The organism is Chryseobacterium indoltheticum, assembly GCF_003815915.1.
GTDB lineage: Bacteria > Bacteroidota > Bacteroidia > Flavobacteriales > Weeksellaceae > Chryseobacterium > Chryseobacterium indoltheticum.
Genome location: NZ_CP033929.1, coordinates 2,188,732 through 2,207,106 on the forward strand (window position 1 = coordinate 2,188,732; position 18,375 = coordinate 2,207,106).

Below are 18,375 nucleotides of genomic sequence, written 5' to 3' on the forward strand. Positions count from 1 at the left end.
TATTTTTTTATTAGTCATTATTTAATTCGTGCATTCGTGGCATTAAACCTATTTCAAAACCGTCGCGCTCATTATTCCAATCACAACATCGTTGCTTACTGCGGTTACTGTTATAGATTTTAATTCTTTATTCGGGTCAATCGGTAAATCCAAAATAGTGGCTGCTCCGCCTTCCACAGCACGGTTGCTTACTCCTTTAATTTCTGAATATTTACTTAAACTTCCTCCTTTATACAATTCTCCGGTTTTTAGTTTTACTCTGTACGGAATTTTATCATCCGGAATTTCAAATGCAAAATTATCATCAAACAAATCCTGCTCAATCGGCCACCAGTTTGTTGGATTTTTCAGCTCTAATTCTGTATTTGAACCGTCAGAATATTGAACTGTAATTTTTCCATTAATTATTTGCGACTGCATCGGATTGGTAGAACCCGCTAAAAGAAAATATATTTTTTTACCTTTTCCATTTAATGGAATTTCAACAGCATTCGGATAATTATCCCACTGACTTGCAAAAACAATATTTTTATCTTTATTATCAATTAAAAACGGAATTCCTAAAAATTCTAGTTTTCCATTTTTACGATTTGTCATCAATCCACTGTCGTCAATTTGAGTAGTTGCCAAAGGATAACACCAGTTCCCGATGCCTTGCCACGGAAGTTGTAAGGTAGGAACAGTTGGTCTTGGCGAAAGATATTTTTGATCGAAAATTTGGCTTACTCGGTCGTTGTATTTTGATGCTAATGAAATGGTATTAAATTCACTTTTATTTTCAATTCCCCAATCTGTAATTTCAACATTTTGCTTAATTCCATTGTAATCTAATTCTAAGTTATTGGTTCCTTTGCTTAAAATATTTGTCGGAATTTCAATGGTTGAAATCTGATTTTTAGTAATTGAAAATGTTTTAGTTAAACCATTAACAGTCAGTTTTCCATTATAATCTTTCGATGATTTATTTTGAATCTGAAGTTTGTTATTCACCCATTTTGTTTGCAAAGGATGTTGAATATCAACATTCACAGGTTGCCACCATTTGGTTCCGTTTTGCTCAAGCTGAACAAAAAAAGTTCCTTTTCTTTCTTCTTTAACCAACTCAAACTGATTACCATTTCGGGTTTTTATCAATTCCTGTGGATCATTGACTTGAAGAATTTTCTTTTTTGAATCGAAATTAAGCTGCAGATTTTCAGAAAGATAATTGATAAAATCTGTCTTTTCAATTTTTAATTCCTGTCCGGAATAGGCGATTTCTATATTAAATTCTTTTCCGATTGGTGTTTCAAACTGAATAAAAGGCTGCAAAATGGAATTGGGTTTAATTTTCCAATCTACTTTTTTACCATTTACTTTTACGGATTTTATTTCGGTATGATTTACCGGAATTTGCATTTGAAGCGTAACCGATTTTTGATTATTTGATTTAAACCAAAACTTTGATTTCTTCGAGGTTCTATTAAATTTATATTCCCAATCCTGAACTTTCAGTTCTGCAAAATTCCACTCTTTCGGGAATCCCGGTTTGATACTGATTTTATTCTCCAACAAATTAGGATAAACCCCAAAAAGTCCTTCCGTTAAAGTTCTGGCAGCAACGCCAATTGGGTCTGCAAAATCGCGGTACAATTCACCTCGAAATGCGTCGTAATGTGATAATTGCTCAAAATTTCCGGGACTTATCCCGTAATACATACTTTCGGTAATATTTCCTTTCCAAAGCAGGTATGCGTCCTCATTTCTTCCGGCCTGCCAATATGCCAAAGCGGTTTGTAAATTCTCCGCCAAAGCGACATTGTTAATAGACCAAGTGTATGGTTGCCAATTTGTTGTTGCTAATGTGTAATAGTTTTTGGAATCTTCGTCTTTTACTTTTACAGGAATGTGAGGAATTTGATTTCTAATATATTGTGTGTTTTGATAATCCTCAAATTCATTCAGAATATAGGCATCCGAAACGTGATAAATCGACCATATTCCTGGCTTGTCGTGAAGGATTTGATTGCCTAAAGCATCTTTAAATTCAGAAAAATATCCTTTGTTTTTAATCCAAAGTTCGTTTTTCATTGCTTTTAAAATTGAATCAGCTTCCTGTTGATAAGGTTGAGGATTTTCACCAATAATTTTCGCCAGTTTCGCCATTTCGCGGTTGGCTCTGTAATTATATGCTGAGGTATGGGTCACTTTTCCACCCGAATATTGCAATCCGTCACTTGCCCAAATCGCCGCATACGCATCATAAAGATCGCCACGTTTGAAGTTTCTTTTTTCCCAATTCATATGACGAACCATCGTTGGCCACATTTTCTTGAGGAATTCTTTGTCTCCCGTATAATTGAAATGCGAAAACATTTGATCAAAGAAAACCAAATTCATATCATAATGATGTGGCTTTGAATTATCATTCGGATTCCTCGAAATATATCCGCTTGAAAACACTGAAGTTCCCATCTTTTCTGCGTGTCTCGCTAAATGTAAAAGTGTATCCATCTCAACAGGCGCAAAATCTGGTTTTAAAACCTGAGAGTTAGAATAGCTTTCAAAATGTTCTTTCGCCCTGTCGTGCCAACTCAAAACGTCAGCAGCGTAAGCTCCACGCCAAGCATTGAGTCTCATTCTCCACGCAACGGCACCGTGAAGAAAGGTCGGGCTTTCCCAAACTCCGTCTGCAGCAACTGCTAAATTAGCTCCGAAATTATTTAAATCTGAATCCGGAGTTTTTAACTGAATTCTGTTGGTTAATGTTAAACGTGATTGTTCAGCTTTATTAAAAATATCGGCAAGCTTTTCATCAGACAAAGTAGAACTTGAATTTTCTTTGGCTATTTGAATATAAACCGGATTTTTTTGCGCTGAATAACCAGCGTAAACAATAGGGGATTGTTCTGCTTTATTTTGTGTGAAATCAGACAGATTATCTAACGTTTTTGCATCTGTTAATTGTAATGAACTAACGTTTGAAAAATTTCCGTTAATAGTCTGAGTTTCCTTTTTTTTATTGAAATAAGAAAGCTGGAATTGGTTTTTATTTATTTGAAACTGATTGCCTTCACAATATTCGGGAAGCAGGTAAAATCCTGATTCAGGATCTGCACCGATGTCGCCATTTCTGCTGAATGTTTTTCCGCTTGCGCCACCGTAAACCGCATAGATTTTTGTATTGGAATCTATAGTTGAAGTTTCCATTTTTAAAACTAAACCTTCTTCTTTTGATTGTGCTAAAACAGTTAATTTTAAACTTCCATTTCCAAGAATAGGATCTTTGATTTCATACAACATTGAGCCCGGTCGGTAACGAGTTTCAATTTTATCAGCGTTAATCAGTTTTTTGATAGAGTTTCCTTTTTGGATGACAAACTGAAGGTTGCCGCCCATTCCGGGAAGATACAGTGCGAATTCAGGTAAATCTCCTGCTTCAACACGGGAAGCACGGTTATCGCCATACAAAGCACGGTTGAATCTGTATTTTCCATTGACCAATAAAAAATCGCCTTTGTCTTCTTTATAATGCAGTTCACGTTCGTTATTCTGCCAATGTTTAGACTGAGAAAACGAATATGAGAATGCCGATAGAAGAATCATCCCGGCGAAAATGGTTTTCCTTCGCATTTTATGGTTTTAACTCGGTTAAAGACTGTCCGTTAACAGTCACATTTTTTAAGGTCACATTTTTCAGGAAATCTACTTTGTAAGGAATCTGAACACCTGTCATTTTAGCATTAATCATTGTAAAATCTGTTACCGGAGAAGATTCGTAAGCATCAGAAAGAACAGCATATTTTCCACCTTTTTCTACCTGTAAATTTTCTACCCAAATATTTCTAATCGTCGGAATATGATTTCCGGGTTTTTCATAATGCATATTGAAACGTACTGCTGCTTCTTTGTAAGCGCCAACTTTTGTATTGTAGAAAAAAACATTTTCAATAGTTCCGCCACGGCTTGAGCTGGTTTTAATTCTTAGAGCTCGGTCAAGATTTTTACTGTCCATTACATTTCCGATGGCATAAATATTTCTTGCTCCACCTGCAATTTCGCTTCCAATAACGACACCACCGTGACCGTCTTTCATTTCGCAGTTTTCAATAATATGATTTTCGGCAGGTCTTCCGATGTCTCTTCCGTCCTCATCTCTTCCAGATTTAATGGCGATACAGTCGTCTCCGGTATCAAAATAAGAATCTTTAATCCATACATTTTTACAGGCTTCCGGGTCGAAACCGTCATTGTTTGGTCCGTGACTTATTACTTTTACTCTTTCAATCAAAACATTTTCACACAAAACAGGATTCAAATTCCACATTGGAGAGTTTTTTACAAGAACATCTGCCATATAAAAGTTTTTAGACTTGTAAGGCTGAACAAAATTGGGTCTTAAATACCATCCATCCCCGAAAATTCTTTCTCTTGCTGGTTTTCTTTCAGCCATATATTCGTGAAGCTTTGCACGGGCAGGATTTTGTCTTCCCGGACGAGAAGTATTGTATCCGTATTTTGTGGCGCCACACCAAAACCACCAGTTATCATTATCAGAATTTCCATCTAATGTTCCTTTTCCGGTTACTGCAATGTTTTCTTCTTCGTAAGCATAAATTAACGATGAGTAATTCATACATTCCATACCTTCCCAACGTGTGAATACGATAGGATAGTCTTTGCTATCTTGGCTGAATAAAATCGTTGAACCGTCAGTCAAATGCAGGTTAACGTTACTTTCTAAATAAATTGCTCCTGTCAAGAAAACTCCGTTCGGAACGACAACTCTTCCGCCGCCTTCAGCACTACATTTTTCGATTGCTTTTTTGAAAGCTTCGGTATTTTTTGTTTTTCCGTCACCAATAGCTCCAAAATCAGTTATCAGATAATCAACTTTTCTGAATTCTGGTTTTTTGATCTGCTTCTTTAAAGCTTTAATTTCTTTTAAAGGTTGCTTTGCTGAAGTCCAAGGTTTGTATTGTGCCGATGCATTGATCGATAGGATAAATACAAAAATGAATAAAAAGTATTTTTTCATAATTCTAGAGAATTGTAAGTTTATAAGGCTGATCTTTTGAATTGTTTTCTTTCTAATCGCAATCTAAAATAATTGAAATTAAAAATTGTCCTGCACTGTCCGTTATTTTATTTTTTATGTAAACGATTGCATTGTTTTAATTTATAAATGTAAAATTAAACGAAGAATTACTTATTTATAGGCGCAAAAAAAGAGAAGTAACGATGTTATTTCTCTTTTATATTTATTAAGTATTATAAAAATTTAAAGCTGATCTACATCTAAAATCTATAAACAAAAGCATTGATATTCATTCCTGCACCGACTGATGCGAATAAAACAATGTCGTTTTCTTTGATAGAATGTGAAGCCAGTTCATCATTTAAAATCATAGTCAATAATGATGGGATTGTTGCCACGCTGCTGTTTCCAAGTTTACTGATCACCATCGGCATAATACCTGCCGGCGGAGGAGTATCATATAATTGGTAGAATCGGTTGACAATTGCTTCATCCATCTTTTCGTTTGCCTGATGTATGATAATTTTATCCAGCTGATCTATTGAATAGCCACTTTGATCAAAGCATTTTTTCATCGCATCCGGAACATTGATGAGAGCAAATTCATAGATTTTTCTACCATCCATCTTGATGTATCTTGTATCGGGGCAACTATCATTGTTATATGACTTACCAAAATTGAGGAAATCTTTCTCATTTAATGTGTGAGATGCAGATACGTGAGATTTTATACCGGAATCGTCATCATTATCATTGGCCTCCAGAATAACTGCTCCTGCTCCGTCTGCATAGATCATGCTGTCTCTGTCGTGTTCATCAACAACTCTTGAAAGTGTTTCTGCACCGATAACCAAACATCTTTTTGCAATACCAGATTTGATAAATGCATTAGCCTGAATAACGCCTTCAATCCAGCCGGGGCATCCAAATAACAAATCATAGCCAACGCAGAAATTATTTTTGATCTGCAATAAATTTTTAACTCTTGAAGCAAGACTCGGAACAGCGTCTGACTGTATGGTACCGAATTTTACATCGCCAAAATTGTGAGCGAAAATAATATAGTCTAAAGTTTCAGGATCAATTTTTGAATTTTCTATTGCATTCTTTGCCGCGATAAACCCTAAATCAGAAGTTACCTGATCATTGCTCGCATATCTTCTTTCTTCAATCCCTGTAATTTTTTTTAGCTTACTGGTAATTAACGAATTATCATCTTTTAGATTTTCTCCCTGTTCATTAAGGAAAACATGCTTATCGAAAAACAGATTGGTAATGGTTTCTGATGGTATGTAGTTCCCTACACCTATAATTTTACTTTTCATATTGCGGGTATCTCATTGTTGAGATCAATAAAATATTATGAATAAATTAATATTTTTATACTAAAGGTAGTTTTTTAATGGCGAAAGATACTATAAAAAATAATTTATTACAACGATTTAACATTCGATACATACAAAATTATCCTGTTGAATGACATAAACAGAATGAAAAATAACCTTCAACGACCCGTAAATAACTGTGTAAAAATGCACTATGCTGTTTTTATAACATTAAATGAAAAAAATCATGTTAAGTTTAAATGCTTGAGTCTCATTTTTTTACTATTTTCAATTTCTCTTCAAATATCTATAATAAACTTTTAGTAATTTAATTATTAAAAGTTTTTTTATTCACTTTTTTATCTTTCACTTTAATTATGAAATCCGGAACAACTACCATTTCTCCAGCTTTCACATTAATATCAAAGCTTTTGGTTTCACAATATGTGTTTGCAGGAAGGGTAGATTCATCAATAGCAATTGTATAAGTACCGGTTGGTAAAAAAGAATTGAATTTTCCTTCATCGTCGCTTCCTATTGTTTGTACGATATCGTTTTGTTTAATAATTTTAAATGCCACCGAAGATGCTCTGTGCTCAAAATCAAGAGCGGTTTTTGAATTGTAATCAAAAAATATTTTACCCTGAACTGTTCCGTTTTGATGAAGCGGAATATTTAAAGGATATGAATAAGAATCAACAGTAAAATCATATTCATCATAATACCAACCTTGCTGAATAAATTGTTTTAAGCTAAATTTTCCGAATGGTACATTTTTATAAAGTGCAGTTCCTTCTTCGGTAGTTTTCAATGCTATATTATTGATATTGATAATATAATCGTGCGCAGGTTTTTCTCCCATATCAAAAACATTATTGTTGTTTTCGTCATAAAAGGCAAATGCCTGTATTTTTCCTTTTTTATCAGGACTGAGTACTGTATTTCTTAAATTTAACGTTAAACCAACTTCAAATGTCAGAATATTATTAGATAAAACTCCAACAGAATAATTATACCACGACGAATTCATAAATGCAGTGAAATTTTTACCGAGATACTTTGCATTTAAAAAAGCAGAAGGCGATTTGCCGTAGATTACATCATCTACATACGACAATCCCGTACTCAGATTCACTTTGTCTTTTATAAAATTATCATTATAGAAAAGCGAAACGGTGAGCTTTTTATAATCGGTATTTGCTGCTGCTAAATGAGAAAATGCATATTCGGATAAATAGTAACTTCCAGATTGGTAAATGGCATTGATATTAAAGTTTTTAAAACTGTAGTTTCCATTCAGTTTCATCTGAAAATTCTGCTCGTCATCAAGTGGATATTTTACAATTCCTGTTTCAAAGGCAAATACTGCAGATTGTCTTGTTTTGTAATTTGACCACGAAATTTGTTCTACAATTCGGTGTGCCGTTAAATCCCGCAATTGACTATTTTCCCAGCTTCCAAAAAAATTATTGTAGCTGTTTGAGTTTTCATTCTGAAACTGATAAAAAAGTCCAAAACTAAAGTCTTTTACTCTTGGAAATTTTGTTCCTATCTCAATTCTAGTGTTTTCAGAAACCTGGGGTCTGTCGAAAAAGTAGTATTTAGGCGAGAAGTTGGAGAATATAACATTACCAAAAAAGTTATAATTTTTGTAATTCTTTGAGATATTCTGCTGCAGAAGCAAACTTCCACGTCGGTTTCCCGGGTAATATCCTGTACTGAAAAAATAGTTTCCGTTTAGATTATAGTCATTAATCGAACCAATATAATTAGATTCTGCTGACATCGACGGTTTTGTAATATCCTGAAATTCATAAGAACTTAAACCTGCATTTATCTTGGCATTCATACTCCAGACTTTATCAAAAGCATAAGTAGCTTCTGTACCCAAAATATTGTGCTTACTTTTCTCAAAAGGGTCGTAACGGTAAATGTAGGCTGCAGAAATATTTCTTGAGCTGTTGTTGGCGTTAAGCGTTCCTTTGGCAAAAAAACCGTAACCGTTTTTTAAAAAACTGTTTTTTTCAACAAGATTAAAGTTTTGATCGACAAAACCGATCTCCAGTTTGGTGTCTTTTGCAAAAGTACGACTGTATTCTGCACCTCTTCCTACCAGAGTCATTTCTAAAAGCTTATTGACACTTCCAATGGTGTACTGATTTTTACCCTGCTGCAGAACTACATTAGTATTGGTTACCAAAGGCTGTTGCTGGCTGTTTAGAAAAGCAATATTTCCTCTTATAAAAAGAAATCCGGAAGGTAGATTAAAACCTCCTGAACCAATCAATTGATACATATCAATATTATCTCCTACTTTTCTGTATGAAGTGGTAATTTGATTTTTTGTCTCCTCAGCAAAATTATTGAATTGCGGATCCTGATATTTCTGAACACTCGAAATATTTTGTACAAAAACAGTCGCTGTATTGAATATTTCTTTGTCAGGATTTCTGAAACCCGAAATGTTGATAGAAAAGTTGGACAGTCTGGACAAACCTTTTGAAGGCTGATAAGTAAATGTAAAAGTAGAATCTTTTTTTACATTGATAATGGCTTGTTGCTCTAAAAATTGATTTCCATTTTCAGGATCAGGAATTTTGCAAACCAAAGTAATATCCTGAGATATATTTCCCGAGTTACTCACCCTTACTTTTACCGATATAGGTTCCAGGCTGGAAGATCTGTAAATAGGAGCATTCAGTAGAGATAAATTCAGGTCATTATTTACCTCAATCACATGTTCTTTTATTCTTTCGGTAATAAAAATACCAAGTTGATCAAGCAATCTGACTTTTATAGGCGAAGATCCTGCTTTAGCATCAGATTCTACAATGATTCGTACAGGTAAATATTTTTTTTCGTTGGGCTTAAGTTCTATTAAAGGTTCTTCACCGGAGATTACCTTAAACCCTTTTGGGCATACAAACTGTATTTTTCCGCTGAAATTATTAGAACTATGATTCTGAATAGCAACAACAAGATTTAAAAGCCTCGAACGTGATGGCGAATTTCCCTGCTCGATCTCCATAGTGACATTAGATTCAGTTTTTTGTGCATTTATAAAAATACTACTGAATAAAACGATAAATAGGGTGAACAAAAATCTTCTGCTGAAAAAAGGCATCATTTAAAATTTATTGAGGAGTAATTTCGTACTGTAATGTTGTAGAATACTCGGTAGGCTTAGCATTAATTAATTGCTCATCTTGTGGCAATGTAAAATATTTGATGTCGTAGTTGTAGATGGTACTTTGGGATGCATTTCCCTTTGCAAGAGTTTGATTTGCAGTGCTCAAAGTTATCGGGAAAACAGTCTGATTACTTTGCCCAAGAGGTTGCAGAGCAAGATGCACTGCTCCCACAGGAATAGAATAATTGCCTGTGTTTGATTGCAGATGACTTTGTAATGATCTTACTTTAATCTGGAAGTTGGTATTTGTATTGATTTGCAAACCGCTCGGATAAACAACGCTGGTTCCGTTGTTGTAATCCTGCATGCTATTAAATTCAAGCAAGCCGTTTGCGGCATTCATGTTTATTTTTAAAGACATTTCCTGCGTTACTGGTGGTGTTCCCGTCAAATTAGCAATATGAAAATCAAAAGTATGATTTACTTTTCCTATCACATTATTGTATTGATCATATGCTGTAAATTCTACAGGAGCTACAAACCTCGTCCACGCCGGATATGTTCCCAGATAAGCGCCTCCCATTATCGTAATACCGTATTTAAGCTGAAGATTGTAGTAGCCATTGGGTGTAGAAGGCATATTGTATAAAGGAGCATTAGATTGAGGAACCAAAAAGACTTCTGCATTTTCCTGTAAAAATACATTTGGTGGTACTCCTATTTGTGCTAGTGATGGAGTAGGGTTAGGGTATGCCTGCCCGACTGAGGAGATGGGCTGAAAGGATATTTTATTGCCTGGAATGGTGTATTGGCCGTCTGTAGAAGTTATTGGCTGTTTCAGGTTTGCCGAAAGTTTCCAATAAGGCATGTTTAAATTGCCATTGGCAGCAAAGGTTACCGTATATGCATCGGGATTATTGTTTCCATTGTAAGAATTTACCTGCAAATAGCTGTTGGTCCATGAAGTGAATGAAACCTGAGCATTAAACAGCATGGAAATTGTGATGAAGAAAGTGACTAATACCTTACTCATAATTAAAATTCAATTCTCCCATTTCTAATGTCTCATTATCTCCGTAATCAATCAAAACAGACACATTATACGAGCCTTTTTCAGTTAAATCTTGTACCGGAATGGTTACCTTACGGATGTTTCCGGGGAGGGTATAAAAAACAATTGGCTCTACCGTAATTTTTTTACCTGTGTTTGTATTGATAATATCTGTTATGATTTTTCCGTCAGTCCATATCTCCGATTGGTTTTCAAAAGTAATATTTAATAGCTTTTTTGAGCTATCGAATTTTAAATCTTGAATTTCAATTTTTCTTTTTATTGGTTCCAGTGTTCTATGAAATATCTTGATTCCGGAACGAATGCTTACTTTAATTTTTGCTCCTTTGTTGTCTACATCGTCCACAGGATTCATTTGGCTGACAAATAGTACTGCTGTATGTGCAGAAAGTTTGTCTTGGTTTACTTTTGGTGAAGTAAGGGTTACCTCAAGTTCTTTTCTCTCTCCGGGAGCCAGACTGAAATAGTTATCATCTTTTTTGATATTGATCCAGCTTGCACAAGAGTTTTTCAACGCGCCGGCTGCATACATCATATTTTCACCTTTTTCATCATAATCCCAATCACCTAAGCTAACCGCAAGGTCTAAAGTGTTTTTTGCACTCACATTGGTAACCGTTATTTTTTGCGTATTACTAGATCCCGCAGCAGACTCAAAATATACTCTAGGTGGAGAAACCGAAATACCTGTCTGTGCACTGATTTGTATCATCAGAAATAAGAAAAGTAAGGTGATTTTGTTCATGATGGTATTTTTAATTACATAAAAAGTGTCACAAAGAATTGTGACACTACAATATCATAATGAGTGTAGTTTGTTATTGACTAACAATCGTATACGTTAATTCTGTTGTATATAGAGTAGGATCTTGACCTGCAATATAATTGTTTATGTAAGCATTTGCTCCAGCTCCTTTATATGCAATGTTGATTTTTTTGTTAACTCCACCACTTGTTGAAGTTACCAAAGTGCTTTCACTTCCACTTAGCTGCACGTCTTGAGAGTATTGAGCTCCGTTTAAAACATCTGAACCTGCTGAAGCTTTTATTAGAATAGTATTTGTCGAGATACTTTTTCCTCCGTTCTGCATTGCAGCATTACTAGCTTTTACTTTAACCTGGAAACCACCAGTACTGTAAATGTTTAAGTGATCCGGATTTTCTGATGTTACACCGTTTTGATAATCATCTTTTGTGACGTACTCTAAGTTTACTACTTTTTGGGAAGTGTTTACTACTAGCGTTTGAATGGGCTTTAATCTAACGTTTAATGTTACGTTTTGAGCGCTAGCTGTTGCGAAAGCAAGTAATCCTGCTGCCGACAATAAAAATTGTTTCATAATATCAATCAGTTTTATTTTAGATATGTATATCTATTCTTTTCGAGTGCAAAGATATGTACCATCTAGAGATTGGGATTTGCAAAAACACGCTTATTTTTTGTAAATTTTTACACAAATGAGTATGTTTTACAATAATTGATATAATTAAAACTATTTTTAATACGAATATGTGATTAGAAACTGGTTCTTAAAGAGTTGTAAGCACGCTTACGTCGTTTTTTTAAAACAGGTAACCGGATCCATTGATTTTATTCAATACATCCAGTTACCATTGAAAACTGATGATGAAAAGTTTATTAATATGATGAATGTGTCGATTGAAAAGAATAAATATAATACTAATAATACTTTGTGATTTGATGTTCTTCGTTATTTTCTGATATGATAATTTTTATGTTGTTCTATTTAATACTGCAAATCTACTCAGTATATATACGTAATACAATTTACTGTGGGTTTGATTTAATAATTTTTACGTAATAATTTATAAATTATTACATAAAAAAGAAATGCAACTACTTAATAATTAAATATTTACATTTTTTACTTTGCAAAGTTCATACAAACAAAATTTGCTCTAAAAAATAGAGCAAAAAATGGTATAAAAACATAAAATTTCACAAACTTAGAAAGTCATTTCCCGCATATCGGAAGGTTTTTTTCCACTGTGTTTTTTTACAAAATTGGTGAAGTTACCTTCATCTTTAAATCCTAAATCGAATGCGATTTCAGATAAAGTTTTATTTGAAAATTTGATAGCTTTCTCACATTCGAATTTTACTTTTTCTATAATCATTTGCTTCGCAGATTTACCATATACAAATTCTGTCATGTCGGTAAGTCTACGACTGGAAACCCTCAATTCGCTTGCATAATGAGAAACTTTTTTTTCTGTTTTATAATCTCTATGAAGAATCACAGTAAAACGATTAACTAAACTTACAGATTCCAACTGTTCTTTTGGGTCGTTTTTGTGATCAATATGCAAATGAGCATCAAGAATTAAACTTTCTATTGCATTATGTGCCGCAGCAAAATAGATGTTTTTTTCATCAATTGCTGAAAATATTTTCAGCCTTTCTATTAAGATGATTTTATTGTATTCTGTATTTCCAAAATATGGCGCAACAAAAATGTGAGATTTACTGTTGAAAAAAATATTTGAATTGAGATATATGCTGTCTTTTGATGTCTTATCAAAAAATTCTTTAGAAAAAACAATGGCGTAAATTTCTTTACCCAATGCATTTCCAAATTCTACATTTTTTTGAGGACCAATAAAGACAGAGTTTCCACCGGGGATCTGATAAGGTTTATGCTCAACGGTTATATTGAGATCTTCAGCGACCAAATAAATAGCAAAATATTCTAATGTATTGAATTTTCTTGAAAAATTATTGCGTTTTATAATATCAGAAACGAGATTAATACTGAAGCCATTTTTTTTTAATTCATCGAATATTTGATTCATTGCCTAATTTGTGTTTATGAATGAATATATTCGTCAAAAATAAGTATTAGTTGGGTATAATTATCACTTTATTTTATGATTTTCTTACAAATTTTCAAAAAAAACAGAAAAGTGGTCTGATTATGTCATTTTAGTTTTGCTGAAAAATTAATTTTCCTTTATTTCATCATATATGTAGCTATTTTGATACAAATTAATTCCATTACTAATAATCGTCTTTTTATATTCTGAAATCTTAAATGATGAGCGGCTAAATAATGAATAGTTGAAAAGTGCAAATTATTTTTTTGAGAAATAGTGGTATTGCCTTAAATACCATGTCGAGTGAGGAAGTTTCTATGATATTAACTATTAAATGTAGTTTTAATGACGATATTTTTTATTTTTTATGTTTTGATGAAATATTTTCATTTATATATGTCAAAAAAAACCTCTACAATTAGGCTGGAATAGTCTGAAACCATATATTTGCAGCCTAAATTTTATAGACATGAAAGAACTTATCGAAAAAATCAACGCAGAATTTGAAGCGTTCACAACAGAAGCTAACCAACAAGTTGAAAAAGGAAACAAGGCAGCTGGAACCAGAGCTCGTAAATCAGCTCTTGAACTAAGCAAATTGTTCAAAGATTTCAGAAAAGTTTCTGTTGAAGAATCTAAAAAATAATAAGTAAGCCGGCTGATTCAGTCGGCTTATTTTTTTTAAAATATATTTTTCTTACTGATTTTTGGCTTCGTATTCATAATGGCCTGGTAAGATGATGTAAATGCCGAAAGGCTTTTGTATCCCACTTTGTAAGCGATTTCGCTTAACGTGAACTGATTACAATCAATCAATTCTATACTTTTAAGAATTTTGATCAGTTGTACATATTTCTTTATACTTATTCCGGTTTCCTGTTTAAAGATGCGCTGAAGGCTTCTTGTAGAAAGATTTGCAATCTCTGCAAGTTCTTCAATACTATGATTATGCTGATAATTTTGATTAATAAACTGGCAGACTTCAAGTAATCTTTTATCTGAAGGCAGCGGAATTTGTAATGCATTATTTTCATCACAAAAATGAGGAAGGCTAATCAGTAGTGCATTCATAAAAGCTTCCTGCTCATCATTTTCTGCAGTTTCTTTATTCCATTTTTTCGCATATAAAATCATCTCTTTCAAAACCGGCGGCGCTGGGAAAACATGTATTTGACTATAAAAATAATCTTCAGGAATATTTTTAAAAAGACTTACCATCAATTTTACGGTTTCGGCTTCTGAAGTTATCTTATGTTTTTGCAATGACGGAACCCAAATAACATGATTCTGCGGAACGAGATAAATTTTGTCATTGATATGAAAATATTGATAACCTTCTTTCACAAAAGTGAGCTGTGCGCGCTGATGAAGATGTTCGTAATCATCATGTTGCCAATTTTCTTCGTACCAGATGTAAGCGTCTTTTTCTAATGAATCGTCAAAAAATCCATTTTCCTGTTCTGTCAGATTGCATTTAGATTTGGCGCTTTGCATAAAGTTTTTGGCAAAATTAATAAAAATGACAGCACTAAATTTGCATAATCATAATTAATTTACATGAAGATATTCAATAGAGTTTTAGTACTTTTTATTTTAACAATAATTTCAAATACGATGACGGCTCAAAATAATAAAGCAAAAGTATTGGTGCTCATCCATTCTGATAATGGCGGTACGTACGAATTGGCAAAGCAGATTTCAAAAGGAATTGAAAACAATGGAAATGTGCAGCCTATTATCAAACAGGTAAAATCATCAAATCATACAATTTTAAAAGATATTCCGGTGGCTTCAGTGGAAGAATTAAGTTCTTATGACGGAATCGCTTTTGGCTCACCCGTTTATTTTGGAAACATCAGTACAGGAATGAGTGAGTTTCTTTCGAAAACTGTGAATTTGTGGACGAATCACTCATTGGAAGGAATGCCTGCAACAGTCTTTATGTCTGCAGGAAGTGGAGCAGGGAATGAACTGGCCGTTCAGGCTTTTTGGAACACGCTTTCTGTTCACGGAATGGTTTTGGTTTCAAATGGAATTCGTGGTGTTGAAAAAATTGATAAAAATATTCCGCAGGGAAATACGGTTTTGGGAGTTACAAGTCTGGCTTCGGTTAAAAATGTAGAGAGACCAAGTTCCAGTGAAAAAGAAATAGCTTTTGAGCAGGGAAAGAATTTCGCAAAAGTTGTGTTTGCTTTGAAAGGGACTTTTCACAAAAATTCTGAAATTAAAATTTCACAAAACAAAAACATAGATAAGGTTTTAGAAGAAAAAAAGATTATTCTTCCAAATGTCCCGAAACCTGCAGGAAATTATCAGCCTTTCGTAAGATCGGGAAATCTGGTTTTCATCAATCAGGTTGCGCTGAAAGACGGAAAGATTTTATATCCCGGAAAATTAGGAGTTTCGGTGGATGAAAATCAAGTGAAAGAAGCGACTAAACAAACAATGCTGAATGTGTTGGCTGTATTGAAAGACGCTGTGAATGGAGATTTAGATAAAGTAAAAAAAGTGGTGCAGCTCACCGGAATCTTCAATACGAAAGATGATTATACCAAACATGCTGATTTGATGAATGTTGCTTCAGACCTTGCAGTAGAAGTTTTTGCTGAAAAGGGAAAGCATGCAAGAGCCACGTTTGGTGCTTCTTCGGTTCCTGTAAATTCTTCTGTAGAAATTCAGGCAATTTTTGAAGTTGAATAACTTAAAACCGTTAAAGAAATTTAAATATTCACAAATAATATTAAATAAATCATTCATTGTAGAATTCTATTCTTTTTTGAATTTATATTTGTTCCGCTAATAACCAATAGCGGAACTTTTATTATGAAACATATTTCCTTTTTATTTGTTTTATTTTCTGCACTTTTCTCAGCACAAAAATTACAGGTTGTAGATGCTGAAAACGGAAAACCAATTGCCAATGCACGAATTATTTTAACCGACCAATTGCTTTATACCAACGAAGATGGTTTTGCGCCTGTCGATGAGAATTCTAGAGATTTTGAAGTTTCTGCGTCGGGCTTTAAGAAAGAGAATTTTAAAAACTTCAGTTCTGTCATTAAACTTGAACCTGTTTTTAAAAATATTGAAGAAGTGAAAATCATTAATGTAGACATCAAGAAGATTATTGAAGATTTGCATAAGAATTATAATAAACGATATTTTGACAAACCATCACTCTATGATATTACTTTTAAATCTAAAAGTTTTAATAATGATAGCCTGTTTTTTATGGTAATTGCAGAAGCTAAATTGTGGACTAAAAGCAATTCTTACAATTTTAGAGATGGATTTAAGAAGAATTATGACGAAATATTACAGATACAACTTAATAATGTAAAGTATAAAAAAAAAAGCTCGAAAGGTGTTTTTAATGTCAAAACAAATGAGTTTGAACACGCAAGTATGGGCGATTATTTTTTTAGTTTTGAAATATATCGCTTGTTAGCAAATATGAATATTAAAAATTCAAAAATTACCGGTCGACTGATTTCAGAAGATAATGATAATCAGGTTATTTATGTAAAAGTACAATCTGAAAGAGGAATAGATGTATCGGGTGAAATTACTTATAATAAAATAGATAAAGTAATAACGTTATATGATTTAAATTATCAGCAGGAAAATTTTCCTGTTTATAAAAGAACCAATAAAGATGGGGTAGAATTTGATTATCAGCTTGGAAATGCAAGGGTAATTTTTGATTTTTATAAAAAGGACGGAAGCTACATTCCTGCGTCTAAAAAAATTACTGGCGAAAAATTCTTTGTAAGCTATGATGGTAAAAAGGATGAGAGAAGTTTTACTACAGAAATAGTCTACAACACGTTTACAAAATCTGATAAAAAGGGATTAGACCCAAAAGTAGATTTCAATAAAAGTATCTGGGAAAATGTTCCTGTGAAAGAAGATAAAGAAGCGACTATTTTACTTTCAAAAGAAGAACAGGAATTTATCAATCAAAAATAATATATTATGAAAAGTTTAGTTTTATCAGCTTTTATCTTGTCAGGTTTCTTATCTAAAGCGCAAACGCACCGTTTCATTTATGATGTAGAATACAAGAAAGATTCTACGCAAAATGTTACCACTAAAGAAAATTATCATCTCGATATTGAGTCTAAAATTGTAAAATATTATCCACGCGATTTTTATATTGGTGATTCTTTAGTGACGAACAATCTTCCGATTACGGACGGGTCGAAATTTAATACGTCTCATATTATCACTCATCAATTGGGTTCGGCAGATTACAATTATTATGATGTTTTGGAAAATGTTGTTTTAAAACTTTCATCTAAAAATACCCAAAACTGGAAGCTTACCAACGAAAAAAAGAAAGTGAAAGATTTGAATATGCAAAAAGCGACGACAAATTGGGGTGGAAGAAATTGGACAGCGTGGTTTACAACAGATATTCCTTTTCAGGAAGGTCCGTACAAATTTCACGGACTTCCCGGTTTGATTACAGAATTGTATGATGATAAAAACAATTACAAATTTGAATTGGTAAAAACTCAGAAAATTGCCAATCCTAAAGGGAATATGTATATCGATTATATGGTGAAAAGCAGTGTTGCCGTAGATGATATAAAATATAAAGATTCTAAGCTGAAATATTACGATTCTCCTGTCAATTATCTCAGAAATGCAACCCAACAAACCCGTTCAAATGAAGAATTTTTTTTAAATGACGGAACTAAGGTCGGACAAAACAATTCCCGTGAAGTCAATGAAAGATTAAAGGAGAGAATCAGGAAATATAATAATCCGATAGAGTTGGATAAGGCGATAAAATATTCATTATAAAAGTAAAAAGTAAAAAGTAAAAAGTTTGCCTTAAATTCTAATAAAGTAACTTATAATTTTTAGATCTGTGCAAATTTGTGTAATCCGTGGGAGAAAGTAAAATTCATTTTCCGCTGATCATACATGTTTACGCAGATTTTATTTGTAATAGAAGGTTTTAGGAATTTTAATTTTCATTAAATAACTT

General features: G+C 33.2%; 13 protein-coding genes. 4 read left to right on the forward strand and 9 right to left on the reverse strand.

What is annotated here, in order from left to right; translation table 11 throughout:
* Positions 1-48: 48 nt before the first annotated feature.
* From EG358_RS10195 to EG358_RS10230, 8 genes are all read right to left on the reverse strand, one after another.
* Entirely contained in the window at positions 49-3,612 is a 3,564-nt protein-coding gene (locus EG358_RS10195; protein WP_076559105.1) for a DUF4450 domain-containing protein, read from the reverse strand.
* A 1-nt stretch (position 3,613) separates the two neighbouring features.
* Complete coding sequence (locus tag EG358_RS10200; RefSeq protein WP_076559103.1) at positions 3,614-5,017, reverse strand: glycoside hydrolase family 28 protein; 1,404 nt, start codon at positions 5,015-5,017, stop codon at positions 3,614-3,616.
* A 260-nt stretch (positions 5,018-5,277) separates the two neighbouring features.
* Entirely contained in the window at positions 5,278-6,342 is a 1,065-nt protein-coding gene (locus EG358_RS10205; protein WP_076559101.1) for a 3-oxoacyl-ACP synthase III family protein, read from the reverse strand.
* Positions 6,343-6,670: 328 nt separating this feature from the next.
* A complete protein-coding gene (locus EG358_RS10210; protein WP_115596421.1) occupies positions 6,671-9,370 on the reverse strand; it encodes a COG1470 family protein in 2,700 nt (899 codons plus the stop codon).
* Positions 9,371-9,476: 106 nt separating this feature from the next.
* Positions 9,477-10,505 (reverse strand): hypothetical protein, encoded by a 1,029-nt coding sequence (locus EG358_RS10215; protein ID WP_076559097.1) that lies wholly within the window; start codon positions 10,503-10,505, stop codon positions 9,477-9,479.
* Positions 10,498-11,289 carry a fimbrial biogenesis chaperone gene (locus tag EG358_RS10220; RefSeq protein ID WP_076559095.1) on the reverse strand — a complete coding sequence of 264 codons (792 nt, stop codon included), beginning with the start codon at positions 11,287-11,289 and terminating at the stop codon, positions 10,498-10,500. The genes EG358_RS10215 and EG358_RS10220 overlap by 8 nt, the downstream gene beginning before the upstream one ends.
* Before the next feature lie 73 nt (positions 11,290-11,362).
* Complete coding sequence (locus EG358_RS10225) at positions 11,363-11,884, reverse strand: hypothetical protein (protein ID WP_076559094.1); 522 nt, start codon at positions 11,882-11,884, stop codon at positions 11,363-11,365.
* 628 nt (positions 11,885-12,512) lie between these two features.
* Complete coding sequence (locus EG358_RS10230) at positions 12,513-13,358, reverse strand: helix-turn-helix domain-containing protein (protein WP_076559092.1); 846 nt, start codon at positions 13,356-13,358, stop codon at positions 12,513-12,515.
* 490 nt (positions 13,359-13,848) lie between these two features.
* Between EG358_RS10230 and EG358_RS10235 the strand changes: the two genes are divergently transcribed.
* On the forward strand, positions 13,849-14,025 hold the full coding sequence (locus EG358_RS10235) for a histone H1 (RefSeq protein ID WP_055981058.1): 177 nt from the start codon (positions 13,849-13,851) through the stop codon (positions 14,023-14,025).
* Between the two features lie 35 nt (positions 14,026-14,060).
* On the opposite strand, the gene EG358_RS10240 is transcribed toward EG358_RS10235, so the two are convergent.
* Positions 14,061-14,873: a helix-turn-helix domain-containing protein gene (locus tag EG358_RS10240; protein WP_076559091.1), complete on the reverse strand. Its 813-nt coding sequence runs from the start codon at positions 14,871-14,873 to the stop codon at positions 14,061-14,063.
* 63 nt (positions 14,874-14,936) lie between these two features.
* On the opposite strand from EG358_RS10240, the gene EG358_RS10245 reads away from it, so the two are divergent.
* The 3 genes from EG358_RS10245 to EG358_RS10255 all read left to right on the forward strand — a co-directional run bounded on the left by EG358_RS10245 (position 14,937) and on the right by EG358_RS10255 (position 18,188).
* Entirely contained in the window at positions 14,937-16,079 is a 1,143-nt protein-coding gene (locus EG358_RS10245; protein ID WP_076559089.1) for an Atu1372/SO_1960 family protein, read from the forward strand.
* Between the two features lie 123 nt (positions 16,080-16,202).
* Complete coding sequence (locus EG358_RS10250; protein ID WP_076559088.1) at positions 16,203-17,348, forward strand: hypothetical protein; 1,146 nt, start codon at positions 16,203-16,205, stop codon at positions 17,346-17,348.
* Between the two features lie 6 nt (positions 17,349-17,354).
* Positions 17,355-18,188 (forward strand): GLPGLI family protein, encoded by an 834-nt coding sequence (locus tag EG358_RS10255; protein ID WP_076559086.1) that lies wholly within the window; start codon positions 17,355-17,357, stop codon positions 18,186-18,188.
* Positions 18,189-18,375: the final 187 nt, after the last annotated feature.

Coding starts and splice junctions, on each gene's coding strand:
- EG358_RS10230 (WP_076559092.1), bottom strand. CDS start 13,358: ATGAATCAAATATTCGATGAATTAAAAAAAAATGGCTTCAGTATTAAT.
- EG358_RS10205 (WP_076559101.1), bottom strand. CDS start 6,342: ATGAAAAGTAAAATTATAGGTGTAGGGAACTACATACCATCAGAAACC.
- EG358_RS10215 (WP_076559097.1), bottom strand. CDS start 10,505: ATGAGTAAGGTATTAGTCACTTTCTTCATCACAATTTCCATGCTGTTT.
- EG358_RS10245 (WP_076559089.1), top strand. CDS start 14,937: ATGAAGATATTCAATAGAGTTTTAGTACTTTTTATTTTAACAATAATT.
- EG358_RS10210 (WP_115596421.1), bottom strand. CDS start 9,370: ATGGAGATCGAGCAGGGAAATTCGCCATCACGTTCGAGGCTTTTAAAT.
- EG358_RS10220 (WP_076559095.1), bottom strand. CDS start 11,289: ATGAACAAAATCACCTTACTTTTCTTATTTCTGATGATACAAATCAGT.
- EG358_RS10240 (WP_076559091.1), bottom strand. CDS start 14,873: ATGCAAAGCGCCAAATCTAAATGCAATCTGACAGAACAGGAAAATGGA.
- EG358_RS10255 (WP_076559086.1), top strand. CDS start 17,355: ATGAAAAGTTTAGTTTTATCAGCTTTTATCTTGTCAGGTTTCTTATCT.
- EG358_RS10225 (WP_076559094.1), bottom strand. CDS start 11,884: ATGAAACAATTTTTATTGTCGGCAGCAGGATTACTTGCTTTCGCAACA.
- EG358_RS10250 (WP_076559088.1), top strand. CDS start 16,203: ATGAAACATATTTCCTTTTTATTTGTTTTATTTTCTGCACTTTTCTCA.
- EG358_RS10195 (WP_076559105.1), bottom strand. CDS start 3,612: ATGCGAAGGAAAACCATTTTCGCCGGGATGATTCTTCTATCGGCATTC.
- EG358_RS10200 (WP_076559103.1), bottom strand. CDS start 5,017: ATGAAAAAATACTTTTTATTCATTTTTGTATTTATCCTATCGATCAAT.
- EG358_RS10235 (WP_055981058.1), top strand. CDS start 13,849: ATGAAAGAACTTATCGAAAAAATCAACGCAGAATTTGAAGCGTTCACA.